Source organism: Burkholderia sp. AU31652 (genome assembly GCF_002223155.1).
Taxonomy (GTDB): Bacteria; Pseudomonadota; Gammaproteobacteria; order Burkholderiales; family Burkholderiaceae; genus Burkholderia.
The window spans coordinates 33,004-58,490 of the sequence record NZ_NKFG01000008.1 but is presented as its reverse complement, the minus strand read 5'-3'; the positions used below and the strand labels follow the sequence as shown (position 1 = coordinate 58,490).

The window sequence follows — 25,487 nt, the reverse complement described above, 5'->3', positions numbered from 1 at the left end:
TCAGCTCCTCGTGATGGCGGGCGAGAACGGAATCACGTTCGACGGGCTCGCGTCGACCGGTCCGTCACCGTGCAGGGCGGCCCGCACGGCCGCCCGCCGCGCATGGCGCATGCGACCGCGCAGCAGCGCGTGCACGGCGGCGACGGCATCGTCGACGCTCACCGCGCGCAGGCACGGATGGCCGGGTTGGTCGCACACGCTGCGGTAGCAGTTGCGGCATGGCACGTCGACGTTCAGCACCCGGTGCGGCACCCGCCAGGGCGTGTGCTGCGGATTGGTCAGCGCATAGAGATCGACCACCGGCGTGCCGAGCGCGGCCGCGAGATGCACCGGGCCGGAATTGTTCGACAGCAGCAGGTCGGCCGTCTCGATCAGCGCGCCGAGTTCACCGAGCGACAGCGCGCCCGCCAACGGCACCGCGCGCGGGCCCGCGCGGGCGCACACCGTGTCGACCAGCGAGCGCTCGCTCTCGCTACCCGTCACCGCGATGCCATCGAACAGCGGCGCGACGCTCGCGGCCACCTCGCCGAAGCGCTCGGCCGGCCAGCGACGCGACGCCGCGCTCGCGCCCGGATGCACGACGAGCCAGCGCCCCGATGGCGCGCCCGGCCGGCGCGGGCCGCCGATGCACTGCAACGTGGCCTGCAACCGCGCGCTCACCGCACGCCGCGCCGCGTCGCCCGGCTCGAACGCCATCCGCCAGTTCGACGTCGTGGCGCCGATCGCGCGCACGAGCGCCAGCTGCCGCGCCACCTCGTGCCGCACGTGCGACTCCGGTTCGCTTTCCGGCACGCGGTCGGTCAGCAGTTCATACGGGTTCTCGCGGCAATGCGCGAGCCGCAGCGGAATGCCCGCCAGCCAGCACATCATCGCGGCGGGCAGCGGGTTCTGGCTGTAGACGGTAAAGACCGCGGCCGCATCGAAACGGCCGGCCAGCAGCCGGTCGATCATGTCGAGATCGGCAACCGGATCGCCGCGCACGTCGGGGTGCTTGACCCACGGCGCATCGTAGGTCCACACGTCGTCGACCATCGGCAGGTGCGCCGCCAGCGCGGCGCCCGTGCGTGACGTCAGCAGCGTGAGCCGGCGACCCTCGCCGCTTTCCTTCAGCGCGCGCAACGCGGGCGTCGTCATCAGCACGTCGCCGACGCTGTCGAGCCGCACGCACAGGATGCGTCGCGCGCGACGCCACGCGGCGTTCATCGCCGCCCCCACGTGCCGTGGCGCCGCACGGCTTCGCGCGCGACGATGTCGGCCGCGAGGTCGACGCGATCGACGACGTGGTGCGGCGATCGCGAGGCGTCGGTGCGCCATTCGGTCTCGTGCCCGCAGTCGACGAGGATCGTGCGGCAACGCGCGGCGCGCCCGGCCGCGACGTCGTCGAGGATGTCGCCGATCATCCAGCTCCATTCGGGAACGACGCCCAGCATGGCCAGCGCGCGACGCAACATGCCGGGGCGCGGCTTGCGGCACACGCAGTCAACCGTATAGGCCGGCACGCTGCCGCGCGGGTGATGCGGGCAGTAAAAAAAATCCGTCAGCGTCGCGCCGTTTGCTTCGAACAGTTCGGCGAGACGCCGACGGACCGCGCCAAGCTCGTTTTCGGTAAAGCGGCCGAGCGCGACGCCCGGCTGGTTCGAGACGACCACGATCGGCATGCCGGTCGCGCCGAGCGTGCGCAGCGCACGTGCCGCGCCCGGTGCGAGGCGCATGCGCGCCGGATCGACGTTGTAGGGCACGTCGTCGAGCAACGTGCCGTCCTTGTCGATCAGCACGGCCCCGGGCAGCCCCCTTTCGCGCGTCAAGGCCATGACGTCTCCTTCATCGGCAGCACCATCACTTCCGGCACCACCGTGCCGGGCGGCTGCATCAGCACGAAGCGCACGGCGGCCGCGACGTTCTCGGCCGGCTGCAGCGTGTCCGCGTCGATGTCCGGGAAGCGGTCGAGCAGGAACGGCGTGCGCATCCCGCCCGCGACGATCGCCGACACGCTCACGCCGGCCGGCCGCAGTTCGGCATGCAGCGCATGCGACAGGCCGAGCAGCCCCCACTTCGTCGCGTGATAGGCGGACGCATTCGGCCATGCGCGCTTCGACGCGGTCGACGCGATGTTGACGATATGCCCGGTGCCGCGCGCCTTCATCATCGGCACCGCGGCGTGGCACATCAGGTAAGGGCCGAGCAGGTTCGTCATCAGCACCTGCCGCCATGCGTCCACGCTCACGTCGTCGATCGGCGCGGTCACGTCGATCGCCGCGTTGTTGACGACCACGTCGAGATCGCCGAGCGCTTCCCGCGCGTCGTGCACGACCTGCAGCACGGACGCCTCGTCGCGCACGTCGAGCGGCCGGCCGACCGCCTGCCCGCCGTGCCGTTCGAGCCGCTGCGCGACGGCGGCCGCGCGGTCGCCGTCGAGATCGGCGACGACCACGTGCGCGCCGTGCCGCGCCAGGTCTTCGCAGATGGCCTCGCCGAGGCCGCGGCCGCCGCCGGTCACCAGCACGACGCGGCCGGCGAGCGGCGCTTGGGGCGAATCGTGTTTGACGTCGTTCACCTGCACCTCCTTGCGAACGTCCGGACGCATCCGGACCGGCTGTGACGCTTGTCGCGACAAACGTCGGTGCAGGAGATACAGCGAGAACCGTGCCGGCTTGCCTGCATCCGTGCCGCCTCGCGCGCCGGCACGCCATCGCTGGCTTTTTTATAAGTTGCTGTAAAAACCGCCCCGGCCGGCCGCGCTCAGATCGCCAGCGCGTCCGGCGTCGCCTGCGCGCGGCGCTTCGCGAGCGCAAGCAGGCAGTGCGCGATGCAGCCCGCGAATGCCTCGTCGAACCACGGTTGCGCGCCCGACACGCCGACCACGATCCCGCCGAGCGCGACCCCGCCCCACAGGTTCGTATCGCCCGCGCGCAGCCGGTACGGCTCCAGCGCCTGCACGACGTGGCCGTCGCGGCCCGTTTCCCACGACAGCCGCGCCTTCGCACGCGCATACGCTCGGTAGTCGGCGTCCCAGTCCTTCGGGTCGGGCAACGAGAACTCGTACAGGATCGCGTCCTCGAACGCCGCGTCGTGAGGCCCGAGCGCGGGATCCATGATCACGATGTGCAGGCAGCCGCTGTCGCCGACGAAGTCGCTCTGCAGCGCGGCCGACAGGCTCGGCAGCAGCAGTTCGACCGCGGCGACCGCGGTCTGGCGGTCGACAAACGCGCTACCGGCGCGGCGGCCGGTCAGCGCTTCGGGTGGCGGATTCGACATGGGTTTCTCCAGAGGAAAAGGCGCGTGCGCGCAACGTCGCGATCAGGTCGGCCGTTGCCGCGGGCTGGGTCAGGTAAGCGTGGAAACCGGCCTCGATCGCGCGCGTGCGGTCGCGCTCGCGCGCGTGGCCGGACAGCGCCACGCCCTCGAGCGGCGCGCAGCCTTCCCGATCGCGCGCGGCGTCGATCTGGCGAATGACGCGCCGCCGGTCACGCATCCGCCGGCGCGTAAGCACGCGCCGTGCAGGCCGCATCGATCGCGAACGTGACGAAGCCGCCGCCGTACTTGCCGATGACGATGACGATCACGAACATCGCCCGGGCGGCGTATCGTCGGTTCCCGTCGTCATGCGTGCGGGGGGCAGTTCGGGGCGCGCCGGTTCATGCACGAGCGCTCAGTGGTGCGGTTTGCGCTCGCGGTCGCGACCGACGGTGCCCGGCTCGGGATCAAGCACGGCAGGCTGCGTCGGCGTCACGGTCCGCTGGTCGGGATGCAGCACCATCCCCGAATCGTGCTCGCCCTCATCACGGCGAACCCGCACGCGATTCTCGACGTCGCGCACGCCCATGCAGCCGTCGGCCAGGTCCTCGATGCCATGCTTCATCCATCGCGCCGGCACCGTGCCGTCCAGTTCGACGCGGCCGTCCTGCACCTGCACCGTGACGTCGCTCACGTCGATGTCGAGCGCATGCGCGAGCCGCTCGCACACATCTTCGCGGATCCGCTCGTCCGATCGCGTATAGCCTTTCGGCCCGCGACGATTGCGCAGCGCGTCGCGTTCGGCGTCGCTGCCGAACCGCGACAAGTCGGGGGCGTCGCCGCGGTAGCGCGGATCGTCGCGCGGATCGCCATAGGCGCGGTCGCGGTCGTATTCGCCCATCCGGTGATGCCCGCGAAACGCCGGGGGAACGCCGCGGTACGGGCCTTCCCTGTACTGGCTTTCCCCCCAGTCACGACCCTGCGCGCGATAGTCGCGCTCGCCGTAGCCGGGATCGGGTTCGCGCGCCGGCTGGCGCGGGAAATCGCGCTGCCAGCCCGCATCGGCCCCGCCGCGCCGCTGGCCGACCGGCCGCGCCGCGCGTTCACTCCATTCGCTGCCCCAGTCTTCCGGACCGACGTCCTCGCTCGCGAAGCGGCGGTAAGCCGACTCGTCGCCCGCTTCCGGCCATCGCGCCGGATCGTCCGGGATGCCGCGCTCGCCGGCGCCTCGGGTCGCGCGTTCGTTGCGCTCCTGCCAGTCGGGCGGGCCACCGCGTTCGCCGTGCCGTCCGGGATATCGTCGTTGCATCGTGTCCCTCCTTGAGCGCGCCTGCGCCGTGCACGGCCCCATGCCGGGTCACGGCGCGCGTCGGTCAGGTCGAATGCAAGTCGCGTGCCGCTGTCGTGGCCGATGGAAGACGGACGCGCATCGCGACGTCGATCGGCTGGCGGACGCGAGAATCTGCAATGCGATTGCAGTTTTTGCGTGCCGGGCGTCACGGCGTGCCGTCGTCGCCCGCTTCGTCCGCGTCATCCGGTTCCGTCGGGCGACCGGGCTCGCTCAGCCGCTCGGTGCGGTCCGGCTTGATGTCCATGCCTTCGTCGAGCGTCGAATCGCCGTCCGCCGACGCGCGCTCACCGGTGCCCGCACGGTCCGTATCGCTGTCGAGCGACGCATCGCCGCGTTCGAGCGCGTGATCGTCGAGCGGCGAATCGACGTCGAACGGATGACGCCGCGCGCCGGCCGTGTCGCTGCCGCTGTCGGACGAGTCGCTCGGCCCCAGTGCGCGGCCGTCGCGGCCGCGGCTGGCATTGTCGTCGTCCGGGTCGGACGGTTCGTTGTCGGGGTTCAGCGTGCTGTTCATGTCGTTCTCCTTGCGAGGCTCGTGGCCGCGTGCAGCCGGGCAACCGCGGCCCGGCTGGTGGAACGCAAGCGCGTGCAATCGGCGTGCCGTGCCGCGCACCGGAACCGATTGCGCGCCGCCGGAATGGCGATCGGCACAACCGATGCGCACCCATTGATCAGCCGAATTGAGTTCCCTTATGCTTTTGGGATGCCAATCCCCTAAGCTTTCGGGGTGCCAATCCGATCCGTACCGCCGCCGCCGGCCCGCCCGACGGCGGCCGGGCGGCGCTTGCCCGCCCGTCTTCGACAAGCCGCTCCGATGATGAAAGACGACCTCAATCCTCGCTCGCCTCCCCCGCCGCTCGGGCAATCCGACGCGCGCGACCTGCTGCACCGCTTCGCCGAGTTCCGGTTCCAGACGGTCGTCGAGTCGATCACCGACTACGCGGTGTTCATGCTCGACCCGTATGGCAACGTCGCGACCTGGAACGCGGGGGCCGCGCGCATCAAGGGCTATCGCGCCGCGGAGATCGTCGGCCACCACTTCTCGCGCTTCTATCCGCCCGACGCGATCGCGGCCGGCCGGCCGTCGCTCGGGCTCGCCGAAGCGGCCGCCAACGGCCATTTCGAGGACGAAGGCTGGCGCGTGCGCAAGGACGGCTCGCAGTTCTGGGCGAACGTGACGATCACGCCCGTGCACGATCACTCGAACCAGCTCTGCGGCTTCATCAAGATCACGCGCGACATGACCGAGCGCAAGCGGCTCGAGGAGCTCGAAGCGTCGACGCACCGGCTCAGCGTGTTCATCGCGATGCTCGCGCACGAGCTGCGCAACCATCTCGCGCCGTTGCGCCATTCGGTCGGCGTGCTCCAGAGCCTGGCCAACCCGGCGCCCGCGCTCGCGCAGTGCCGCGACGCCGTGCATCGTCAGGTCACGCAACTGACGCGGCTCGTCGACGACCTGCTCGACGTCGGGCGCATCACCGCCGGCAAGCTCGAGCTGAACGACCGGCCGATTACCGTGCGCGACATCGTGTGCCGCGGCGTCGAAAGCATCCAGCCGAAGCTGGCCGCGCGCGGGCAGCACATCCACGTCGATCTGCCGGCCGATGCCGTGCCGCTGCACGGCGACGATGCGCGGCTCGTCCAGGTGCTGCACAACCTGCTCGACAATGCGTCGAAGTTCTCGCCGCTCGGCGGCCGCATCGACGTCGGCGCCACACTCGAGGGGCCGGTCGTCGCGATCCGCGTGACCGATCGTGGCGTCGGCATCGCGCACGACGCGCTCGAAACCATCTTCGACCTGTTCGAGCAGGAAAGCGGGGCGGGCCGGCGGCCGACCGACGGCTTCGGGCTCGGTCTCGCGATCTGCCGGACGTTCGTCGAACTGCACGGCGGGCGCATCTCGGCCGAAAGCGACGGGCCCGGTCACGGCGCGACGTTTACGGTGCGGCTGCCGATCGACCGCATGGCGCGCGCGACCCGCGGCGACGTGCGCGGGCCGGTCAAGTCCGCGCAGACGGACACGACGCCGCTCCGTATCGTCATCGTCGACGACAATCGCGATTCGGCCGACACGCTCGCCGTGCTGCTGCAGGTGAAGGGGCACGCGCCGCGCGTCGCCTACAACGCGCACGACGCCGTGGCGCTCGCCCGCGACTACGCCCCGCAGCTGATGATCCTCGACCTCACGATGCCCGACGTCGACGGCTTCACGCTCCTGCACGAACTGCGCGCGATCGACGCGCTGCGCGACACGACCTGCGTTGCGCTGTCGGGACATGCCAGCGCGGCGGACCTGGAACGCACCGCACGCGCAGGCTTCGACGAGCATCTCGTGAAGCCCGTCGAAATTGCCGTGCTCGACGCGCTGCTGCAGCGCGTCGCACGCCGGGTTCGCCGCACGCCGTGACCGCCGTGCTCAAGCCACCGCGCGACACATCGCCGCGCATGCTTCACACGCGAGCGCGCAGCGGCGGCAATGATCGTGTGCATGCCGCTGGCATTCCGCCGCACACAAGTCGCATGCCTGCGCGCACAACGCGCAGACGCTGGGCGTGAGCACGCTGCGGCGCGCCATCGCGCCCGACGCGAAGCGGCACAGCTGCGCGCATTCGATGTCGAGCGCGATGCAGTCGGCCAGCGCCTGCGCGTCGCGTTCGGCGAGGCACGCGGCCGTGCAGGCATCGCAGGCGTGGGCGCACGCGTCGCAAGCGGCCATGCAGTTGTCGTAGGGATCGTTCATCGCAGTCCTCCCGGTTTCGGTTGGCATCGTCATGGCGTCAGCTTCACCTTCATCCAGCCCGGCTCGCGCGTGTCGAACGCGCGATAGGCATCGATCGCATTCGTCAGCGGCTCGCAACGCGTGAGCACCGACAGCGGGTCGAATGCGCCGCTGCGCACCAGCTCGACGAGCGGCGGCGTCACCGTTCGGTGATTGCAGTTGCCCATCTTGATCGTCAGGTTGCGGTTCATCGCATCGCCGACCGGGAACACGCGCGACGCCGGCGGATACACGCCGATCACCGCCACCGTGCCGGCTTTCGCGACCGCGCGCACCGCCCATTGCAGCACCTGCGACGGCCCGTCGCCCGGCACCCAGTTGCGGCCGTCCGGCTTGCGGTGCGGCGCGATCGCCTCGACTTCCGCATCGAATGCATGCGCCGCGTCGCGATCGGCCGCGGCCGGTCCGTGCGTCGCGCGCATCGCGTCGACGCCCACCGCGTCGATCACGCGATCGACGCCGATTCCGCCCGTCAGCCGCAGCACCGTCTCGACCGGATCGTCCTCCGCGAAATCGACGATCTCCGCGCCTTGCGCGCACGCCATCTCGAGGCGCGACGCCACGCGGTCGATTGCGATCACGCGCCCGGCGCCCATCAGCTTCGCGCTCGCGATCGCGAACTGGCCGACCGGCCCCGCGCCGAACACGGCGACCGTATCGCCCGCGCGCACTTCCGCGAGCTGCGCGCCGAAATAGCCGGTGGGGAAAATGTCCGACATCAGGATCGCGCGATCGTCGTCGATGTCATCCGGCAGCCGAACCAGGCTCGCATGCGCAAGCGGCGTGCGCGCGTACTCGGCCTGCAGCCCGTTGAACGCGCCGCTCGCGGCCGGACCGCCGAAGAACGCGGTACCCGCACGCGGGCCGCCCGGGTTCGCGACGTCGCATTGCGCGGTGTAGCCCGCGCGGCAGTACGCGCAACTGCCGCATGCGATCGTCGACGGAATCAGCACACGGTCGCCGCGCCGCAGGTTGCGCACGTCGCGCCCGACCGTCTCGACGATGCCGACGCCCTCGTGGCCGAGGATCGTGCCCGGCTTCATCCCGCCGAGGGTGCCGCGCACCATGTGCAGGTCGGTGCCGCAAATCGCGCTGGCCGTCAGGCGCACGACCGCGTCGGTCGCGTCGGTGACCTCGGGATCGGGCACCGTGTCGATGCGAATGTCGCCGATACCGTGAAATACGACTGCTTTCATGTCAGGCCCTCCTTGTTCGAACGTTCTCGGAACTACCGAGAAAACAATCGAGCAAGGAATGAGCCCTGACGGGCCTGGCCTGAATGCTCTCCGCGGTGCGGAGAGCATTCATCGGTCACGGTGCGAAGGGTGTCGCTGAGGCACGACGGACGCGCCGCGCCCGATTACGTCGAAAAGTACGGCGCGCCCGCGAACGCAGTGGGTTGCCCAATAGGATTGCCAACAGCAGCCTAAATTCATACGATCAATGGCGAGTAAAACTAAATGACTCCCTGACTAAGATTTGAGGAAAGTTCCAAAAAGCTGCTCACATTGATATCGAACCTTGAGTCTGGATCAATATCGCCGCCGCCGGCTGGACCATTTTCCATTGGTCGCGGGACAAACGCCGTGCGAATCCCTTGCTCCGCCGCACCTAATAAATCGGCCTTGTGGCATGCAACCATCAAGATTTCTTCGGGCGCCAATCCCAAGTATCTTGGAACGAGCTGATACACAAGCGGATCGGGCTTCACTCTTTGAACGAGTTCAGAAGTAAGAATGAGATCCCACCTAAAATCGTTATGCCTGGCAAGCTTGACCATATCTGCCATGTCGGCATTGGACAGAGTGGCCAGGATAAATTCCTTGTGAAGTTTATGAAGCCCGGGCACCACGTCCGGCCATGGCTGGGCGCGTTGCCATACTGCGTTGATTTCGACCAGTTCATCGCTGGAAAATACATCCACCCCAAGCTTCCTCAGTACACTTTCGAGAGCTTCAAGGCGGAGTGATGAGAAATTTTGCCAAGGACGTTCATGTCGGATGATTGACTGAAAATTGGACGGAAACAGACCATGCCATTCTTTGGCGATTGCGGGCCAATCGACATTCAAACCCTTTCGTTGATTGATTGCTTGACCTTCACGGACTATAGTGCCCCAGTAGTCAGTCGAAGTGCCATATACATCAAAGACCAGAGCTTTAATTTTTTTCCCGGAAATTCGATTGGCGAGAGGTTTGCTTGAGGAACTCGTCGAAGCGACGCCATTCAGTGGCAGAGCGCCAATCAACGCAGCAGCAATGCCAGTCGCCAGCATATTTCGCCGCGAAAGTCTTGGGGCTTTGTCTTTGACATTGGCAACAGATATTCCGCCAGAAGTGCATTTCTCCGCAATTCCGGATCCATCGGACAATGATATTTTTGAAGTTTGGCTATTCATGATGAAATTATTTACGACGTTATCTGCTGGATCATCCACATGAAGTAGGGGCCTGCGGAGTCTTAGTTAACACGTGGGCGAGTGGACCGATCTTCTCGTATTTAAAACGTCTTAAATCCAGAGGGACCTCACTTCCGTCCCGCTCCGCTACATCGGCCATCGTTTGAGGGAGATCAGTCAGCTTTCGGCAAGACCTTTTCCTGATTCAATCTAGCGACGAATGCATCGCCAAAAGCGTCGGAGGAAAATGGCTGCTGCCCGCTCACAAGTTCGCGATCCTCGATCACGTTCGACTGAAATGCGCCGATCCGGTCAACGTGCGCGCCAGCCTCTGCCAGCGCGTCGGCGGCATAAAATTTCACCTCCCCGCCAAGTTGCCGCCCGTCACCTTCTATCGCATGCTCTTCGCCCGACGAGAAGACTGTCAGGCGGTAGCCGGCGTAAGGCCAACCCTGCGCGAGCCGTGCCGCCTTCGTAAAGTCACCCGCGATCATTGCGACGCGGAACGCTTCGGGCTCGTGCAGCGTTGAGAGCAACGCGGTCGGACCGTGACAGATGATGCCAGTGGGCCGACCATTGTTGTGGAAGCTAACGAGAATCTGCCCCAGCGCTTTATCGTGCGAGAGATCCTGCATCGGGGCGTGGCCGCCCGGAATAAAGATGCCGTAATAGTCGCTCGTGCCTTGCGCGGCGATCTCGGTAAGCGTTTGCGGATGCGCAATGCCGGGGAAGCTCTGTACCAGGTCTACGGCCTTGGCACGCGCGGCTTCGTTGTCGCCAAAGAAAATCTTGTCATTCGAGACCGGATCCCACGATGCAGGGTTGCCTTGAGGGTTCGCGAACACCGGCGTATACCCGGCCGCAACGATCTTTTGCAGCGGAATTGCCAGTTCATCCAGATAGTAGCCCGTGCGATATTGCTTGCCGTCTCGCAGCTCGAGCTGCTGCGCGCTTGACAACACGACCAGGACTTTGCGCTGGGAGGGGTGTGTTTGGTCCTGCGCCTGCGCAATGTTAGCCATCAGCGTAGGCATGACGAGTGAGGCGATGACGGACAGCACGACGATCGAGGGCGACTTCCGTGACCCTCGACTTTCGTTGCGATCCGCTTGACCGTTACCGGCGTTGTCACCGAGAGGAGTATTCGAGGAAAACATCGACATCGCGAATTCCTTAAGATGGGTTGGGGTGAAGCGCCCCTCGCGCGCCGTCCATGCGTCAACTACCTATAGACGGGTGCTTTGGCAGGAGTCTGTCCAGTCGTGCAAAAGTTACTGATGGCACGTCCTTGAACAGGACTGTATTGCAGTTCTCGCCATGCGATAAACTAACGCCGGTCAATTTGAGACGTTACACGGCGTAACGAATGGCTCGCACCTTCGACCCCATCCAACTCGGCAGTATCGAACTCTTCTGCAAGGCCGCGGAACTGGGTAGCTTCGCGGCAGCGGCCGAGGCGCTGGGCGTCACCCCGGCCGCGGTCAGCCGTTCCATTGGCCGCCTCGAGGCACGTCTCGCCGTGCGCCTGTTCGTGCGTACTACGCGACGTGTCAAGCTCACGGCCGACGGCGAGCTTTACCATGCCGAGTGTCAACGGGCCCTGGAACAGATCGCTAATGCTGAGCGTGCGATCACCGATAACCAGCGTGATCCGAGCGGCCTGCTGCGTATCAGCGCGCCGACCACGTATGGACACTATCGATTGATTCCCCTTGTTGCCCGTTTCTGCGAGGCATTCCCGAAGGTCGAGGTCGAACTCGACATCTCGAATCACAACGTCAATTTCGTCGACGAGGGCTTTGACGTCGTCATCCGCCGGGGTGATCTTCCGGACTCGCGACTGATCGCTCGGAGCCTCGAGGTTGTGCGACTCGGCCTGTACGCAGCACCTGCATATCTTGCGAGACGAGGTACGCCGACCAGCCTGACGGATCTCACGCAGCACGAGTGCATCCAGTTTGTCTTGCCGAGCAGTGGACGCCCAGTGTCATGGCGGTTGCGTGACGCCGACGGACAGGATGTCGAGTTTGCGTTTCGCGGTCGTCACCGCGTCCGCGGCGACTTGCTTGGTTGCGTGAATCTCGCGCGCGCCGGTATGGGCATCTGCCACATCTATGAATTTGTTGTGGAAGAAGCAATCGCGCGCGGCGAACTCATCGAGATCTTGCCATCCACCAGTGGCCGGTCGCAGCCGTTTTCGTTGCTCTACCCACCGAACTTGCATCTGCCTGCGCGGGTGCGCGCGTTCATCGACTTTATGGCTGATGCCGTGAGACGTGAATGAGACGGAGGGCGGGTACGCCCACACCTCGATGTCGCGCTGTATCCATGCCCAATTCCCCGGCGTTGCGTCCTGCAGATAGGGCACCCGGCCGTATTGCACCGTTGGCGCCTTCGTGACTCGCCGTGTTTCGCGCCACGTCAGCGGTTGAAGTTCGTAGATACCGCTAATGATGTCCGTTCGTGCGCTAATCGTGTCCAGTGATTCCGCTAATGCGGGGCGGAGAACGTCAAGCTGAGGAAGTGAGCGGCGGCAGGTCACTGGCGATGTATTCGATCGACGTGCGCTGAATTCCAGACGATGGTGTCGAAGCGCGACATGGGCGTGCGCCACGGCTCAATGTCGACAGCCTGCCCCACCCTGGAAAACAGGCATTGAAGTCGCACCCCCGTCCTCTGGACGAAAGGTATATTGTTGCGCACGCACCCAAATTGTTGAACATCGGTTACGTGCACGCCATGCTCTCGTCACGAGCGGCAACAGCGACTCCCCCGAAGACCGGAGTCCCCCCGGCGGCGCTGGCAGTGCCGGTCACACGTTTTCAGAGATCTGCGTTTGAGCCGACAATCGTGCCGTCATGGTAACGAAGGCGCAGGCCACCATCGAGGCGCTATGACCGGCCGGCCGGCGGCATGATAAAGAGGCGTTCGTCCCACACCACGGGTTGAGGATCTGTCACGACGATTCGCGCCGCGTCAGGATGCGCCGGATTCACCAGCACGTTGAACTCTGCCCGGACGACAACGGAAGGGATGATCAGGAGTGCTGTCCTCGATTCGGTCAGCCATGCGTCGCCGAACTGTCGTGCTACCTGCAGTGCTGCCGCATCCCATTCTCTCGGCAACGTTTCTGCCGTGTGATGCTCGACGCTAACATCATCGGGAACGGTTGCTTCGACCCAACCGTGCGTTCTCGGGACCTTGCCGATTCGCGCATGCACGAGTACCTCGAGCATTGCACCTGCGAAGGTCGAAGCCGCGTAGATGACGGGCCGCCCGGGACTATTAAAGCGGCCGCCGACAAGCATCGCGCCGGTGCCGCTCCAGATCGTGTGTCGCGTATCAGCAATGCGAAACAATTTCATGCCGGCAGCCCGTAGAACAGCTTCCAGAGCAATTCTTCGACCCGGCGCGCACCGAGTTCGGTCAGCGCGACATCGAGCGGTGCCCGTCCTTCCAGTTCGGGGTGGGGCGTCGACAGAAATCCCCGTGCATCGTCTTCGTCGTTCCAGACGTAGGTGGTCGTGGCCACGATGCGGGCGAGGCGCTCGGTCTTCTCCGATTCGTCTCGCGTCAGTCGATCTCGGCGTCGTTTATAGGTTGCCTCAGGGATGATGCGGGCCAGCAGCGCGCGGCGGGCATCGGCACCTTGCGTCGCATGTTCGACGCCAGCCCGCAGCGCAGACTTCGGCAGACCGTCGCGCACGAGCGCCTCCAACTCCGCCAGCGTGTGCGGGACCGGCCGCAGTCCCATGACCGCGGCTACCGCTTCGGGGGTAACGAGTGACATGTCGGCTCCCAGCCTAGTATCAGATGATACTCGATTGTAGAGCATTTGATCCTACATTGGAAAGAAACGCTTCACGCCACAGCGACGCTCTTGCCTGACGATATTGCCAAACACGGCCGCGGGCATGCCTGCAATGACGGGATCGGGCGAAGGCCCCGGAATAGCGTGCAAAAGCGCCTTCATCGCAAGTGTGCACTCTGTCGGACGAGCCGCTCCGCCCACATCGATACGCGTTTTGTTTTTCGGCCGTCAGTACCGTGTCAAACATGGACCACCTCGGCGGAGCGCATCGCGCCCCTCTTTCAATGCACAACCGCCTCCTGAAGTTTCTACTTGGAAACTATCAACCCTCCGCGTCCACACGCGCCACACGTCGGTCGCACTAGCTTGCAAACTCATCCGTCTATCAACGCGCATCACACGCTCGGCGTGATGCGCGACCGCAGTCAAGCAACGCTCGTATCCCAGTCCGATTCGACCGGCAAGCCAAAATCCGGATTCGCCGCGCCACCCAGCGAACACTAAAAATCGCGACGCGAACAGGCGCTCAGCAAACCTCAGCAGCTCACCCGCTCGACAACCCGTGCCAGCCGGCACTTCGACGAATTCCACCACCTCCCGCGAACCACCCCAACCTTCACAATTCATTTAACTTTCCGTGAGGACTTCGACACCGGCCGCTGACTACGATGGGCGCATGTTTTCAGGACCTGCCGCCAGGAGCCCATCATGCCCACCCGCAGACATCTGCTGTTCGCCGGCGCCACCGGCCTCGCCGTGCTCGCGACGCTGTCGTCCGTCGGCCGCCGCGCGCTGGTCGGCCGTGCGTTCGCCGCATCGCCGGCCACGCCGCAGACGGCCGCCCCTTTTGAAGTCACCCTCAGCGACGCCGAATGGCATCGCCGGCTCACGCCCGCCCAGTACTCGGTCCTGCGCGAAGCCGGCACCGAGCGGCCGTACACCAGCCCGCTGAACGACGAGCACCGGCAAGGCACGTTCGCGTGCGCCGGCTGCGCCCTCGCGCTGTTCTCGTCGGCCACCAAGTTCGACAGCCATACGGGCTGGCCAAGCTTCTGGAAGCCGCTCGACCACGCGGTCGCCACGAACACCGACGCATCGTTCGGGATGATCCGCACCGAAGTGCACTGCCGCCGCTGCGGCGGCCATCTCGGCCACGTGTTCGACGACGGCCCGCAACCGACCGGCCTGCGCTACTGCATGAACGGCCTCGCGCTCACCTTCCACCCCGCCGCCGCCTGATCCGGCCCCGAACTTCCGACCGACTGGAGAACGCACCATGCTGCTCATCGTCCTTGCCTACCTCGGCGGCGTGCTCACGATCCTGAGCCCGTGCATCCTGCCCGTGCTGCCGTTCGTGTTCGCGCGCGCCGACCAGCCGTTCGTCCGCAGCGGCCTGCCGCTGCTCGTCGGCATGGCGCTCACGTTCGCCGTCGTCGCGACGCTCGCGGCCGTCGGCGGCGGCTGGGTCGCGCAGGCCAACCAGGCCGGCCGCTGGGTCGCGATCGTGCTGCTTGCGATCTTCGGCCTGACCCTGCTGATGCCACGCCTCGCGGAACACCTGACCCGCCCGCTCGTCGCCGCCGGCAACCGGCTCACCGGCTTCGCGCAACGCGACGGCCGCCCGGCCGGCCCCGCGTCGTCGCTGCTGCTCGGCGTCGCGACCGGCCTGCTGTGGGCGCCGTGCGCGGGCCCGATCCTCGGGCTCGTGCTGACCGGCGCCGCGCTGCGCGGCGCCAGCGTCGGCACGACGCTGCTGCTGGTCGCGTATGCGGCCGGCGCGGCGACGTCGCTCGGCGTCGCGCTCGTGATCGGCGGCAAGGTCTTCGCCGCGATGAAACGCTCGCTCGGCGCCGGCGAATGGATCAAGCGCGGGATCGGCGTGGCGCTGCTGGCCGGCGTCGGCGCGATCGCGCTCGGCCTCGATACCGGTGCGCTCGCGCAGCTGTCGACCGTCACGACGGGCGGGCTCGAGACGAAGCTCGTCGATCGGCTCGGCGGGCGTTCGAATGGCACACCGGGCGCACCGGCGGCGATGGCCGCGACCGGCAACGCCGCCGACAACGCGAACGGCGGCGCGATGATGGCCGCGGCGGCCGATCGCACCCAGGCCAACGGCGGGGCGATCGCCGGCGGCGCGATGATGCGCGCGGTGGATACGACGCATGCGGCTGCCGCGCTGCCCGTCGAAGGCACGCTGCCGTCGCTCGACGGCGCGGTGCAGTGGCTCAACTCGTCGCCGCTGACGGCGGCCAGCCTGCGCGGCAAGGTCGTGCTGGTCGATTTCTGGACGTATTCGTGCATCAACTGCCTGCGCACGCTGCCGTACACGACCGCGTGGGCACGCAAGTACGCGCCGTACGGGCTCGTCGTGATCGGCGTGCACGCACCCGAGTTCGCGTTCGAGCGCGACATCGGCAACGTGAAGAAGGCCGTGCACGACCTCGGCATCGACTTCCCGGTCGCGATCGACAACCGCTTCACGATCTGGCGCGCGTTCAACAACGAATACTGGCCTGCGCACTACTTCGTCGACGCGCAGGGGCGCGTGCGCCGCCACCACTTCGGCGAAGGCGAATACGCGGAATCGGAGCGCGCGATCCAGTCGCTGCTCGCCGAGGCCGGCCATCCGGAAGCGCTGAACGTGCCGATCGGGCTCGCCGGTGCGCCCGCGAAGGGGGCGCTCGCCGCGGCCGACAGCGCGGACGTCCGCTCGCCGGAGACCTACGTCGGCTACGCGCGCGCCGAGGCTTTCATGTCGCCGGGCGGTGTGGTGCGCGACGCGGCGTACCGCTACGCCGAGCCGGCCCGGCCCGATCTCAACGACTGGGGCCTCGCCGGCACGTGGCAGGTCGGCGCCGAACGCGCGACGCTCGCGGCGCCGGCCGGCCGCATCGTCTACCGCTTCCATGCACGCGACCTGCACCTGGTGCTCGGCCCCGGCGACGACGGCAAGCCGGTGCGCTTTCGCGTGACGCTCGACGGCGCGGCGCCCGGTGCCGCGCACGGCAGCGACGTCGATGCGCAAGGCTACGGCACCGTGACCGGGCAGCGCCTGTACCAGCTGGTCCGGCAGCCCGGCGCGATCGCCGACCGTACGTTCTCGATCGAGTTTCTCGATCCCGGCGTGAATGCGTATGCGTTCACGTTCGGCTGATCCCGGCAGGACGCGGCGCACCGGCGCCGCGTCCGAGCCACCCGCTTCCCATTCCGCCTTTCGAAGGAGCACACCGTGAACATCCCCTCTCCCCGCGGTCCCGCGCCGCAACGGCGCACGGCGATGCTGCGCCGCATCGGCGCCATCGCCGTCGCGGCCGCCGCCGTGTTCGGCTACCAGCGCATCGTCAATTCCGCCGAGCCGATGCGCACCGTGCCCGCGCCGACGCTCGACGAAACACCCGGCACATCGCACGACGAGACGGCCGTGCTCGCCGGCGGCTGCTTCTGGGGCGTGCAGGGCGTGTTCGAGCACGTGAAGGGCGTGAAGCAGGTCACGGCCGGCTATGCGGGCGGCGCGTCCGAAACCGCGCACTACGCGCTCGTCGGCTCGGGGCTGACCGGGCACGCGGAATCGGTTCGCATCGTCTACGACCCGACCCAGATCACGTACGGCAGGCTGCTGCAGGTGTTCTTCTCGGTCGCGCACGACCCGACCGAGCTCAACCGGCAGGGCCCCGACGAAGGGTCGCAGTACCGGTCGGCGATCTTCCCGACCACCGCGCAGCAACGCGCGGTCGCGACCGCCTACATCGCGCAGCTCGGCACCGCGCACGTGTTTCCGGCGCCCGTCGTCACGCGCGTCGAGGACTACAAGGGGTTCTACCCGGCCGAGGCGTATCACCAGAACTACCTCGAACTGCACCCCGACGCGCCGTACATCGCGTACAACGACATGCCGAAGATCACCGGGCTGAAGCAGCACTTCCCGGCGTTGTACCGCACCGACGCGGTACTGTGGCGCGATGCACGCTCGTGACCGGCAAGCAGCCGCGTGACGGGGTGACGGCGTGGTGCCTGCCGCACGCCCCGGGCCCGTACGGCCCCGCCGGCCAGGCGCGCGCCGCCTTCGACCCGGTTTGCGCTGCATCAACGACACCGCGGCCGCCGTGCCGGGGCAAACCCGCATCGCGTCCGCCGCGACCGGCAACTTCGCGTAGACTTCTTCAGATCCCCGCCGCGTCACGCGGCGCCCGGAATCCCTGTTCAGCCTGGAGACGTCACGCATGCGCGCAGTGCCCATTCCTGACAGCGGCACCCTTGTAGAACCCTCTTCCGGCGCGGCCGTGCGCGACCTGCGCCGCGTGCCGATTCATCCCGATCACTGGTACCCGCTCGCGTGGTCGCGCGAGCTGAAACGCGGCAAGACACTCGGCGTGCGCTTCGCCGGCGATCCGATCGTGCTCGTGCGCACCGAATCCGGCGCCGTGTATGCGCTCGAGGATCGTTGCGCGCACCGCCAGGTGCCGCTGCACGCGGGCGTCGTGAGCGGCGAGACGCTGCGCTGCTGCTATCACGGCTGGACCTACGCGTGCGACAGCGGCCGCTGCGTCGACGTGCCGTACCTCGGCCGCGAGCGCCTGCCCAACGGCGTGCGCGCGTATCCGTGCCGCGAAGCATACGGGCTGATCTTCGTGTTCCCGGGCGATGCGACGCTCGCCGACACCCGGCCGTTCCCCGCGCTCGAATCGGCGGACAATCGTGCATACAAGACGCGCCGCTTCGGCCGCGAGGTCAAGTGCCACTACTCGTTCATGCACGAGAACCTGATGGACATGAACCATCAGTTCCTGCATCGCAAGCAGATGGGGCAGATGCGCGCGCGCTCGGTAGGCCGGCGCCGCGGCGACGACTGGGTCGAAGTCGACTACACGTTCGCGCGGATGGAAGGCAAGCAGCCGGTGGGCGAAGCGCTCGTGTTCGGCGCCAGCAAGAAGCCGGCCGACCAGTCCGACAAGAGCGTGATGACGGTGCGCACCGGCTACCCGTACCAGACGCTGCAGATCCGCTCGAGCGAAGGCACGCTCGTGATGGACCTGTGGATCGTCTACGTGCCGCTCGACGCCGAGCAGCGCACCAACCGCACGTTCGGACTGCTGTCGATCCACAAGCCCGGCATCCCGTTCGCGCTCGATCTCGCGTGGCCGTTGCTCGTCTGGTTCACCGAGCGGATCTTCCGCGAGGATCGCTGGATCGTCGAGCGCGAGCAGGAAGCGCACGACGCCCAAGGCGCCGACTGGAACCACGAGGTGTTTCCGGTCATCAACGAGCTGCGCGACCTGCTGCGCCAGTGCGGCGCACGCACGGTGATCCCGATCCGCGACGCGCGCGACGGCGCGTGATGCGTGCGGCGCGTGACCTGAGAAGCGCGCGCCGTTACAACCGGAACGCGCCCGGCAGCAATGCGTGGGCCGTCGTGACTTCGACGGCCCCTTTCAGGTTGGCCAGGATCACTTCGATGTCGGGCGTGCCGATCTCGATGATCACCTGGCGGCACGCGCCGCACGGCGCGATCGGGCCGTCCGTGTCGCCCACGACCGCGAGCCGCGTGAAATCCCCCGGACGATAACCGGCGGCGATGGCCGAAAACATCGCCGTGCGTTCCGCACAATTGCAGAGTCCGTAAGACGCGTTCTCGACGTTGCAGCCGTGAAAGATCGTCCCGTCGCGCGCCTGCAGCGCCGCGCCGACCTTGAAGCGCGAATACGGCGCATACGCGCGTTCGCGCGCCGCCTTCGCCGCCTCGATCAGTTCGTTTCGTTCCATCTCGTCGTAGCCTCGATTGTGTGCGTGGAGGTATCGGCGCGGCCCACCCCGACCGTCGCGATACGCCCGTGACGTGAAGTGGAGTGATCGCCTGTGCCCGTACCGGCGATCGATCAGCCGATCTGCTGATAAATGGTCGGCGGCGCGTCACCGGTTTCGCCCAGCACGTAGCTGCGCTGGATCGCGTCCACCGCGTGCGCGGCGGCGGCTGCGTCGCGGGCATGCACGTAGCCGAGCGGCTGGCCGGCCTCGACACGCTGCCCGATCTCCGCGAGCGCCGTCAGGCCGACACTGTAGTCGATCGCATCCGCGGCGCGCGTGCGGCCGCCGCCGAGCGCGACGACCGCCAGCCCGAGCGCGCGGCAATCGACCCGCTGCACCACGCCGCTCTCGCGCGACGGAACCGGCACGATCACCTGCGCCCGCGCCAGATGACGAGCAGGTGCGTCGATCAGGTCCGCAGGGCCGCCGAGCGCCGTGACCATCCTCGCGAAGCGTTCGGCTGCCGCACCCGTATCGAGTGCATGCTGCAACTTCGCGCGCGCTTCTGCGACGTCGCGTGCCAGCCCGCCGGTGACGAGCAACTCAGCGGAAAGCGCCATCGTGACCTCATGCAGGCGCGCCGGACGCGACTTGCCTGTGAGGTAGTCGATCGCGCACACCACTTCGAGCGCATTGCCCGCGCACGGCGCGAGCGACTGGTTCATGTCGGTGAGGATCGCGGTCGTCTTCATGCCGGCGCCGTTGCCGACGTCGACGATGCTGCGCGCCAGCTCCGCCGATTTCTCGGCGGTCGGCATGAATGCGCCGGAGCCGACCTTGACGTCCATCACGAGCCCGTCGAGCCCGGCCGCGAGCTTCTTCGACAGGATCGACGCGGTGATCATCGCGACCGACTCGACGGTCGCCGTCACGTCGCGAATCGCATAGATGCGCATGTCGGCCGGCGCCAGCCGCGCGGTCTGCCCGATGATCGCGACGCCGACATCGCGCACCGTGCGGCGAAACGCGTCCGTATCGGGCTTCACGTTGTAGCCGGGAATCGCGCTCAACTTGTCGAGCGTGCCGCCGGTGTGGCCGAGCCCGCGCCCCGAGATCATCGGCACGTAGCCGCCGCACGCGGCCACCATCGGCCCGAGCATCAGCGACACGACATCGCCGACACCGCCGGTCGAATGCTTGTCGATCACCGGCCCGTCGAGATCCAGCGCGCGCCAGTCGAGCACGTCGCCCGAGTCGCGCTGCGCGAGCGTCAGCGCGACGCGTTCGTCGGTGCTCAGGTCGTTGAAATACACGGCCATCGCGAACGCGGCCACCTGGCCCTCGGTCACGCTGCCGTCGGTCACGCCGCGCACGAACGCAGCGATCCCGTCGCGATCGAGCGGCTGCCCGTCGCGCTTCCGGCGAATGAATTCCTGCGGTAAAAACATCGTTGCCTCTCCTCGATCGGTCGGTGGCCGCTGCGGGCTCAATGCAGGGAAAAGAACAGGCCGGCGATCGCGGCGCTCATCAGGTTCGACAGCGTCGCGGCCGTCAATGCGCGCAGGCCGTGCCGCGCGACTTCCGAGCGGCGCTCGGGCGCGACCGCGCTGAAGCCGCCCGCGAGAATCGCGATCGACGAGAAGTTCGCGAAACCGCACAGCGCGAACGACACGATCGCGAGCGTCTTCGGGTCGAGCACCTGCAGGCCGGCGGCCGCGACGTGCTCGCCGCCCTTCAGGTATGGCGACAGGTCGCCATACGCGACGAACTCGTTGAAGATCAGCTTCTCGCCGATGAAGTTGCCGGCCAGCGCCGCGTCGTGCCACGGCACGCCGATGATCCACGCGAGCGGCGCGAACAGGTGGCCGATGATACCGACCAGCGTGATTTGCGGAAAGCCCGCGAACGCGGCCACGCCGCCGACGATCAGGTTCATCAGCGCGATGAGCCCCACGAACGCGATCAGCATCGCGCCGACGTTGATCGCGATCCGCAGCCCGACCGACGCGCCGGACGCCGCCGCCTCGATCACGTTGGCGGCCCGCTTGTCGTCGAAGTCGAGCCCGTCGACCACGACGCGGCTCGGCTCGACCGTCGGATACAGCAGCTTGCCGAACAGCAGCCCGCCCGGCACCGCCATGAACGACGCGGCGAGCAGGTATTCCATCCGCACGCCGAGGCCCGCGTAGCCGACCAGCACCGAGCCCGCGACCGACGCCATGCCGCTCGCCATCACCGTGAAGATCTCGGCGCTCGTCATGTTCCGCACGAACGGCTTCACGAGCGCGGGCATCTCGCTTTGCCCGAGAAAGATCGTCGCCACCGCCGAGCACGCCTCGATGCGGCTCACGCCGAGCACTTTCGCGAGCGCGGCGCCGAGGATCGCGACGATCCACTTCATCACGCCGATGTAGTACAGCACCGCGATCAGTGCGGTCACGAAGATGATCATCGGCAGCACGCGCAGGCCGAACACGAACCCGCCGTCGCCGAACAGCTGGAACATCCGGCTGTCGACGAGCCCGCCGAATACGAATGCGATGCCGTGATTGCCCATGTCGAGCACGCGATTGACGCCGTTCGCGGCGCCCGCCAGCACCGCACGGCCCACCGGCACGAACAGCACCAGCGCACCGATCGCCAGCTGCGTGCACAGCGCGGCGATCAGGGTCCGGCCGCTCACCGCGCGCCGGTTGTTCGACAGCAGATAGGCAACCAGCAGCAGGAACAGCATACCCAGGAGACTGCGCAGAATATCCACCTCGTACTCCTTGCTCTCAATGTTGTTGGACTGTTCGGCGGGCGGCCCGGCACGCCTGCGCAACGCCGTCGGTGGATATTACTCGCCGGTATGCACGTCGACAACGCAAACAAAATGGTCGCATTTGCGCCACGTCGCGTGTTGCTTCTACTTGCTCAGTTGTTCTACGTACCTGGAGATCGGAAAGACGAGACCGCGCCCAATTCGTCCCAAATATTGAGAGAATTGGCGGGATGCGGAGAGGAAGCCGGCGCGGTGCCGGCATGACAGGGAAAGCACATTCAAACATGCGCGGGGCGTGCCGTTCCAACCGGCACGCCCCGCGCGATACCGATCGTTCAACCAGCGCGCTCGACCGGATGCGGTTCGCGCAACCGGTTCGCGATCCGCGCGGCCTCGTAGTAACTCGCCGCTGGCGGGCGCTTCAGATAGCGGCCCGCGCCGCGCACGGCGCGCAGATCGCCGTCGGCCCACGCGAGTGCGCCGCGCGTGAGCGTATGCGTTGCGACGCCCTGCACCGTCATCCCCTCGAACACGTTGAAGTCGACCTGCTGATGATGGGTCTTCACCGAGATCGTCTTGGTCGCGGCCGGGTCCCACACGACGAGATCGGCATCGGCGCCCACCTGCACGGCGCCCTTGCGCGGATACAGGTTGAAGATCTGCGCGGCGTTCGTCGACGTGATCCGCACGAACTCGTTCGGTGTGATGCGGCCATGGTTCACGCCGTGATGCCACAGCACCGACATGCGATCCTCGACACCGCCACAGCCGTTCGGGATCTTCGTGAAGTCGTCGCGGCCCATCGCCTTCTGCGATGCGCAGAACACGCAGTGGTCGGTCGCCGTCGTATGCAGCTGCCCCGCCTGCAGCCCGCGCCACAGCGCCTCGCGATGCTCGGCCGAGCGGAACGGCGGGCTCATCACGTGCGCGGCCGCACGCGTCCAGTCCGGATCGCGATAGACGGCCTCGTCGATCACTAGGTGCCCCGGCAGCACCTCGCCGAACACGCGCAGCCCTTCGCTGCGCGCTTTGGTGATCGCATCGACCGCGTCCTTCGCGGACACATGCACGATATACACCGGCACGCCGAGCACCTGCGCGATGCGGATCGCACGGTTCGCGGCCTCGCCTTCCACCTCCGGCGGCCGCGACAGCGGATGCGCCTCCGGCCCCGTCATCCCGCGCGCGAGCAGCGCCTTCTGCAACTGGAACACCAGCTCGCCGTTCTCCGCGTGCACGGTCGGCAACGCACCGAGTTCGAGCGCACGCGAGAAGCTGTTCACGAGCACCTCGTCGTCGGCCATGATCGCGTTCTTGTACGCCATGAAGTGCTTGAAGCTCGACACGCCGTGTTCGCGCACGAGCGTGCCCATGTCGCGGTGCACGCTCTCGTCCCACCACGTCACGGCCACGTGGAAGCCGTAATCGGCCGCCGCCTTCTCGGCCCAGCCGCGCCACGCGTGAAACGCATCCATCAGCGGCTGCTTCGGGCTCGGAATCACGAAGTCGATGATGCTCGTCGTGCCGCCCGCGAGCCCGGCGGCCGTGCCCGAGTAGAAATCGTCGCTCGCGGTCGTACCCATGAACGGCAGTTCCATGTGCGTATGCGGATCGATGCCGCCCGGCATCACGTACTGGCCGTGCGCATCGACGACGGTCGCGCCGGCCGGCGCGTCGATCTGCTCGGCGATCTGCAGGATCGTGCCGCCGTCCTCCGGGGCTGCGCAGAGCACGTCCGCGCGATAGGAGCGGTCCGCATCGACCACGGTGCCGCCACGAATCAGGATTGCCATGGGGTTGCCTCCTCGTTGACTGTCGGGTGCCGCATCAAGCGCGCGCGATCTGCGCGTGCTGTCCGGCGCGCCACTTCATCCAGGTGCCGTACACGCATGACGCCAGCACGAGGCCGACGAACCACGCGTACGTGTAAAGCGTGTTGAAGAACGCCGGCACGTTCGGAAACGACGCCGGAAACGCCGTATGCAGGAAGCCGGGCAGGTTCGGCAGCACGCCGACCGCGAGCGCGGCCAGCGCGGCCGGGTTCCAGCCGCGCGCGTAGCTGAAGCCACCGCGCTCGTCGAACAGCGCACGCGTGTCGAGCCGCGTGCCGCGAATCAGGAAGTAGTCGACCATCAGGATCCCCGCCACCGGCCCGAGCAGCGCCGAATAGCCGACGAGCCAGGTGAAGATGTAGCCGTCCGTCGTCGCGAGGATCTTCCACGGCATCATCACGATCGCGATCGTCGCGGTGATCATCCCGCCGGTGCGATACGAGATCGCCTTCGGCCACAGGCTCGAGAAGTCGTAGGCCGGGCCGACGAGATTCGCGGCGAGGTTGCAGCACATCGTGTCGAGCGTGAGGATCACGAGCGCGATGCCCACGCCGATGCCCGTCATCCGGCTCGTCAGGTCGATCGGATCCCAGATCGCGTTGCCGTAGATCACGACGGTCGCCGACGTCACGACGACCGACACCACCGACAGCAGCGCCATCGGCAACGGCAGCCCGATCGACTGCCCGATCATCTGGTCGCGCTGCGAATGCGCGAAGCGCGTGAAGTCGGGGATGTTCAGCGCGAGCGTCGCCCAGAAGCCGACCATCGCGGTCAGCCCCGGCCAGAAGGTCGCCCAGAACAGCCCGGCCTTCTTGCCGCCCGCCGCGAACTGCGACGGCGCCGACAGCATCGTGCCGAAGCCGCCCGCCTTCGACGTCGCCCACCACACGAGCGCCACGCACATCACGACCTTGATCGGCGCGGACCAGCTCTCGAGCCAGCGGATCGAATCGGTGCCGTGCCAGATGAAGTAGAGCTGCAGCGCCCAGAACACGAGAAAGCACGCGAGCTGCCCGAACCCGATGCCGATGACGGGCAGCGCCGCGCCATGCAGCGCGTTGCCGGTCAGGATGTTCAGCAGCGTATAGATGGCGCTGCCGCCGAGCCAGGTCTGGATCCCGTACCAGCCGCACGCGACGATCGCCCGCAACAGCGCCGGCAGCTTCGCGCCCTGCGTGCCGAACGACGCGCGCACGAGCACCGCGTACGGAATCCCGTGCTTCGCGCCCGCATGGCCGATCAGCAGCATCGGCACGAGCACGATCAGGTTGCCGAGCAGCACGGTCATCACCGCCTGCCACGGCGACATGCCTTCCTGGATCAACCCGGCCGCCAGCATGTACGACGCGATGTTCATCACCATCCCGACCCACAGCGCCGCGAAGTGATACCACTTCCACGTGCGCTGCGCCGGCGTCGTCGGCGCGAGGTCGTCGTTGTACAGGCTGCCGCCCTGCGCCGCGGCGCTGTCGGGATCGGCGGGATTCGCTGCGTGATTCATCGAACGCACTCCACTAAAACGCCAGCGCCGGCATCAACCGATGCCGGCCCGGGTGGAACGAAAGGCGACGAT

At 67.2% G+C, this 25,487-nt stretch carries 23 protein-coding genes and 1 pseudogene; 6 read left to right on the top strand and 18 right to left on the bottom strand.

The genetic code is table 11. The annotated features are described in order from the left end of the window. The 7 genes and pseudogenes from CFB40_RS35970 to CFB40_RS35940 all read right to left on the bottom strand — a co-directional run bounded on the left by CFB40_RS35970 (position 1) and on the right by CFB40_RS35940 (position 5,099). Positions 1 to 1,203 carry a glycosyltransferase family 9 protein gene (locus CFB40_RS35970; RefSeq protein WP_089430079.1) on the bottom strand — a complete coding sequence of 401 codons (1,203 nt, stop codon included), beginning with the start codon at positions 1,201 to 1,203 and terminating at the stop codon, positions 1 to 3. Beyond that, entirely contained in the window at positions 1,200 to 1,811 is a 612-nt protein-coding gene (locus CFB40_RS35965; RefSeq protein ID WP_089434086.1) for a D-glycero-alpha-D-manno-heptose-1,7-bisphosphate 7-phosphatase, read from the bottom strand. The genes CFB40_RS35970 and CFB40_RS35965 overlap by 4 nt, the downstream gene beginning before the upstream one ends. Next, entirely contained in the window at positions 1,802 to 2,584 is a 783-nt protein-coding gene (locus tag CFB40_RS35960) for an SDR family oxidoreductase (protein ID WP_089429271.1), read from the bottom strand. Before CFB40_RS35960 ends, CFB40_RS35965 begins: the two co-directional genes overlap by 10 nt. Before the next feature lie 155 nt (positions 2,585 to 2,739). Then, complete coding sequence (locus CFB40_RS35955) at positions 2,740 to 3,255, bottom strand: hypothetical protein (protein ID WP_089434085.1); 516 nt, start codon at positions 3,253 to 3,255, stop codon at positions 2,740 to 2,742. Continuing rightward, positions 3,209 to 3,451: pseudogene (locus tag CFB40_RS35950) on the bottom strand (response regulator); the annotation flags it as partial. The gene CFB40_RS35955 and the pseudogene CFB40_RS35950, both read right to left, overlap by 47 nt. 198 nt (positions 3,452 to 3,649) lie before the next feature. After that, positions 3,650 to 4,543: a BON domain-containing protein gene (locus CFB40_RS35945; protein WP_089430078.1), complete on the bottom strand. Its 894-nt coding sequence runs from the start codon at positions 4,541 to 4,543 to the stop codon at positions 3,650 to 3,652. Positions 4,544 to 4,730: 187 nt separating this feature from the next. Further along, the gene (locus CFB40_RS35940; RefSeq protein WP_089434277.1) at positions 4,731 to 5,099 is read right to left on the bottom strand and encodes a chemotaxis protein; all 369 of its coding nucleotides are present in this window, start codon (positions 5,097 to 5,099) and stop codon (positions 4,731 to 4,733) included. Between the two features lie 300 nt (positions 5,100 to 5,399). Between CFB40_RS35940 and CFB40_RS35935 the strand changes: the two genes are divergently transcribed. Beyond that, positions 5,400 to 6,992 (top strand): PAS domain-containing hybrid sensor histidine kinase/response regulator, encoded by a 1,593-nt coding sequence (locus tag CFB40_RS35935; protein WP_089434084.1) that lies wholly within the window; start codon positions 5,400 to 5,402, stop codon positions 6,990 to 6,992. A 9-nt stretch (positions 6,993 to 7,001) separates the two neighbouring features. Here CFB40_RS35935 and CFB40_RS35930 read toward each other — a convergent pair whose 3' ends face one another. The 4 genes from CFB40_RS35930 to CFB40_RS35915 form a co-directional block, all read right to left on the bottom strand. Then, positions 7,002 to 7,325: a four-helix bundle copper-binding protein gene (locus CFB40_RS35930; RefSeq protein ID WP_174971402.1), complete on the bottom strand. Its 324-nt coding sequence runs from the start codon at positions 7,323 to 7,325 to the stop codon at positions 7,002 to 7,004. Between the two features lie 29 nt (positions 7,326 to 7,354). After that, positions 7,355 to 8,560 (bottom strand): zinc-dependent alcohol dehydrogenase, encoded by a 1,206-nt coding sequence (locus CFB40_RS35925; RefSeq protein WP_089434083.1) that lies wholly within the window; start codon positions 8,558 to 8,560, stop codon positions 7,355 to 7,357. Positions 8,561 to 8,820: 260 nt separating this feature from the next. After that, positions 8,821 to 9,762 (bottom strand): haloacid dehalogenase type II, encoded by a 942-nt coding sequence (locus CFB40_RS35920; protein WP_256976981.1) that lies wholly within the window; start codon positions 9,760 to 9,762, stop codon positions 8,821 to 8,823. A gap of 173 nt (positions 9,763 to 9,935) precedes the next feature. Then, positions 9,936 to 10,925 (bottom strand): type 1 glutamine amidotransferase domain-containing protein, encoded by a 990-nt coding sequence (locus CFB40_RS35915; protein WP_089434081.1) that lies wholly within the window; start codon positions 10,923 to 10,925, stop codon positions 9,936 to 9,938. Positions 10,926 to 11,128: 203 nt separating this feature from the next. Here CFB40_RS35915 and CFB40_RS35910 point away from each other — a divergent pair, with 203 nt between their 5' ends. After that, on the top strand, positions 11,129 to 12,046 hold the full coding sequence (locus CFB40_RS35910; RefSeq protein ID WP_089434080.1) for a LysR family transcriptional regulator: 918 nt from the start codon (positions 11,129 to 11,131) through the stop codon (positions 12,044 to 12,046). 607 nt (positions 12,047 to 12,653) lie between these two features. Here CFB40_RS35910 and CFB40_RS35905 read toward each other — a convergent pair. After that, the gene (locus CFB40_RS35905) at positions 12,654 to 13,127 is read right to left on the bottom strand and encodes an RES family NAD+ phosphorylase (RefSeq protein ID WP_089434079.1); all 474 of its coding nucleotides are present in this window, start codon (positions 13,125 to 13,127) and stop codon (positions 12,654 to 12,656) included. Beyond that, a complete protein-coding gene (locus CFB40_RS35900; protein ID WP_089434078.1) occupies positions 13,124 to 13,552 on the bottom strand; it encodes an antitoxin Xre/MbcA/ParS toxin-binding domain-containing protein in 429 nt (142 codons plus the stop codon). Before CFB40_RS35900 ends, CFB40_RS35905 begins: the two co-directional genes overlap by 4 nt. 729 nt (positions 13,553 to 14,281) lie before the next feature. Here CFB40_RS35900 and msrB point away from each other — a divergent pair. The 4 genes from msrB (at position 14,282) to CFB40_RS35880 (ending at position 18,909) form a co-directional block, all read left to right on the top strand. Beyond that, positions 14,282 to 14,812, top strand: a complete 531-nt coding sequence (gene msrB / locus CFB40_RS35895; protein ID WP_089429254.1) for a peptide-methionine (R)-S-oxide reductase MsrB — start codon at positions 14,282 to 14,284, stop codon at positions 14,810 to 14,812. 37 nt (positions 14,813 to 14,849) lie between these two features. Then, positions 14,850 to 16,727: a cytochrome c biogenesis protein DipZ gene (locus CFB40_RS35890; RefSeq protein ID WP_089434077.1), complete on the top strand. Its 1,878-nt coding sequence runs from the start codon at positions 14,850 to 14,852 to the stop codon at positions 16,725 to 16,727. 123 nt (positions 16,728 to 16,850) lie between these two features. Continuing rightward, complete coding sequence (gene msrA / locus CFB40_RS35885; protein WP_089434076.1) at positions 16,851 to 17,546, top strand: peptide-methionine (S)-S-oxide reductase MsrA; 696 nt, start codon at positions 16,851 to 16,853, stop codon at positions 17,544 to 17,546. Between the two features lie 247 nt (positions 17,547 to 17,793). Next, entirely contained in the window at positions 17,794 to 18,909 is a 1,116-nt protein-coding gene (locus CFB40_RS35880; protein ID WP_089434075.1) for an aromatic ring-hydroxylating oxygenase subunit alpha, read from the top strand. Between the two features lie 34 nt (positions 18,910 to 18,943). Here CFB40_RS35880 and CFB40_RS35875 read toward each other — a convergent pair whose 3' ends face one another. The 5 genes from CFB40_RS35875 to CFB40_RS35855 form a co-directional block, all read right to left on the bottom strand. Beyond that, entirely contained in the window at positions 18,944 to 19,333 is a 390-nt protein-coding gene (locus CFB40_RS35875; RefSeq protein WP_089434074.1) for a cytidine deaminase, read from the bottom strand. Positions 19,334 to 19,446: 113 nt separating this feature from the next. Beyond that, the gene (gene deoA / locus CFB40_RS35870; RefSeq protein ID WP_089434073.1) at positions 19,447 to 20,763 is read right to left on the bottom strand and encodes a thymidine phosphorylase; all 1,317 of its coding nucleotides are present in this window, start codon (positions 20,761 to 20,763) and stop codon (positions 19,447 to 19,449) included. A gap of 38 nt (positions 20,764 to 20,801) precedes the next feature. Then, positions 20,802 to 22,076: a NupC/NupG family nucleoside CNT transporter gene (locus CFB40_RS35865; RefSeq protein ID WP_089430073.1), complete on the bottom strand. Its 1,275-nt coding sequence runs from the start codon at positions 22,074 to 22,076 to the stop codon at positions 20,802 to 20,804. 338 nt (positions 22,077 to 22,414) lie between these two features. Beyond that, on the bottom strand, positions 22,415 to 23,872 hold the full coding sequence (hydA, locus tag CFB40_RS35860; protein ID WP_089429249.1) for a dihydropyrimidinase: 1,458 nt from the start codon (positions 23,870 to 23,872) through the stop codon (positions 22,415 to 22,417). A 34-nt stretch (positions 23,873 to 23,906) separates the two neighbouring features. Then, complete coding sequence (locus CFB40_RS35855) at positions 23,907 to 25,415, bottom strand: NCS1 family nucleobase:cation symporter-1 (protein ID WP_089430072.1); 1,509 nt, start codon at positions 25,413 to 25,415, stop codon at positions 23,907 to 23,909. Positions 25,416 to 25,487 lie beyond the last annotated feature (72 nt).

What these genes read in the sequence shown, in the direction of transcription:
- CFB40_RS35915 (WP_089434081.1), bottom strand. Translation starts at nt 10,925, where the DNA reads ATGTCGATGTTTTCCTCGAATACTCCTCTCGGTGACAACGCCGGTAAC.
- CFB40_RS35890 (WP_089434077.1), top strand. Translation starts at nt 14,850, where the DNA reads ATGCTGCTCATCGTCCTTGCCTACCTCGGCGGCGTGCTCACGATCCTG.
- CFB40_RS35935 (WP_089434084.1), top strand. Translation starts at nt 5,400, where the DNA reads ATGATGAAAGACGACCTCAATCCTCGCTCGCCTCCCCCGCCGCTCGGG.
- CFB40_RS35900 (WP_089434078.1), bottom strand. Translation starts at nt 13,552, where the DNA reads ATGTCACTCGTTACCCCCGAAGCGGTAGCCGCGGTCATGGGACTGCGG.
- CFB40_RS35920 (WP_256976981.1), bottom strand. Translation starts at nt 9,762, where the DNA reads ATGAATAGCCAAACTTCAAAAATATCATTGTCCGATGGATCCGGAATT.
- CFB40_RS35930 (WP_174971402.1), bottom strand. Translation starts at nt 7,325, where the DNA reads ATGAACGATCCCTACGACAACTGCATGGCCGCTTGCGACGCGTGCGCC.
- CFB40_RS35925 (WP_089434083.1), bottom strand. Translation starts at nt 8,560, where the DNA reads ATGAAAGCAGTCGTATTTCACGGTATCGGCGACATTCGCATCGACACG.
- CFB40_RS35905 (WP_089434079.1), bottom strand. Translation starts at nt 13,127, where the DNA reads ATGAAATTGTTTCGCATTGCTGATACGCGACACACGATCTGGAGCGGC.
- CFB40_RS35855 (WP_089430072.1), bottom strand. Translation starts at nt 25,415, where the DNA reads ATGAATCACGCAGCGAATCCCGCCGATCCCGACAGCGCCGCGGCGCAG.
- CFB40_RS35875 (WP_089434074.1), bottom strand. Translation starts at nt 19,333, where the DNA reads ATGGAACGAAACGAACTGATCGAGGCGGCGAAGGCGGCGCGCGAACGC.
- CFB40_RS35910 (WP_089434080.1), top strand. Translation starts at nt 11,129, where the DNA reads ATGGCTCGCACCTTCGACCCCATCCAACTCGGCAGTATCGAACTCTTC.
- CFB40_RS35955 (WP_089434085.1), bottom strand. Translation starts at nt 3,255, where the DNA reads ATGTCGAATCCGCCACCCGAAGCGCTGACCGGCCGCCGCGCCGGTAGC.
- deoA (WP_089434073.1), bottom strand. Translation starts at nt 20,763, where the DNA reads ATGTTTTTACCGCAGGAATTCATTCGCCGGAAGCGCGACGGGCAGCCG.
- CFB40_RS35945 (WP_089430078.1), bottom strand. Translation starts at nt 4,543, where the DNA reads ATGCAACGACGATATCCCGGACGGCACGGCGAACGCGGTGGCCCGCCC.
- hydA (WP_089429249.1), bottom strand. Translation starts at nt 23,872, where the DNA reads ATGGCAATCCTGATTCGTGGCGGCACCGTGGTCGATGCGGACCGCTCC.
- msrB (WP_089429254.1), top strand. Translation starts at nt 14,282, where the DNA reads ATGCCCACCCGCAGACATCTGCTGTTCGCCGGCGCCACCGGCCTCGCC.
- CFB40_RS35940 (WP_089434277.1), bottom strand. Translation starts at nt 5,099, where the DNA reads ATGAACAGCACGCTGAACCCCGACAACGAACCGTCCGACCCGGACGAC.
- CFB40_RS35880 (WP_089434075.1), top strand. Translation starts at nt 17,794, where the DNA reads ATGCGCGCAGTGCCCATTCCTGACAGCGGCACCCTTGTAGAACCCTCT.
- CFB40_RS35965 (WP_089434086.1), bottom strand. Translation starts at nt 1,811, where the DNA reads ATGGCCTTGACGCGCGAAAGGGGGCTGCCCGGGGCCGTGCTGATCGAC.
- CFB40_RS35960 (WP_089429271.1), bottom strand. Translation starts at nt 2,584, where the DNA reads ATGCGTCCGGACGTTCGCAAGGAGGTGCAGGTGAACGACGTCAAACAC.
- CFB40_RS35970 (WP_089430079.1), bottom strand. Translation starts at nt 1,203, where the DNA reads ATGAACGCCGCGTGGCGTCGCGCGCGACGCATCCTGTGCGTGCGGCTC.
- msrA (WP_089434076.1), top strand. Translation starts at nt 16,851, where the DNA reads ATGCTGCGCCGCATCGGCGCCATCGCCGTCGCGGCCGCCGCCGTGTTC.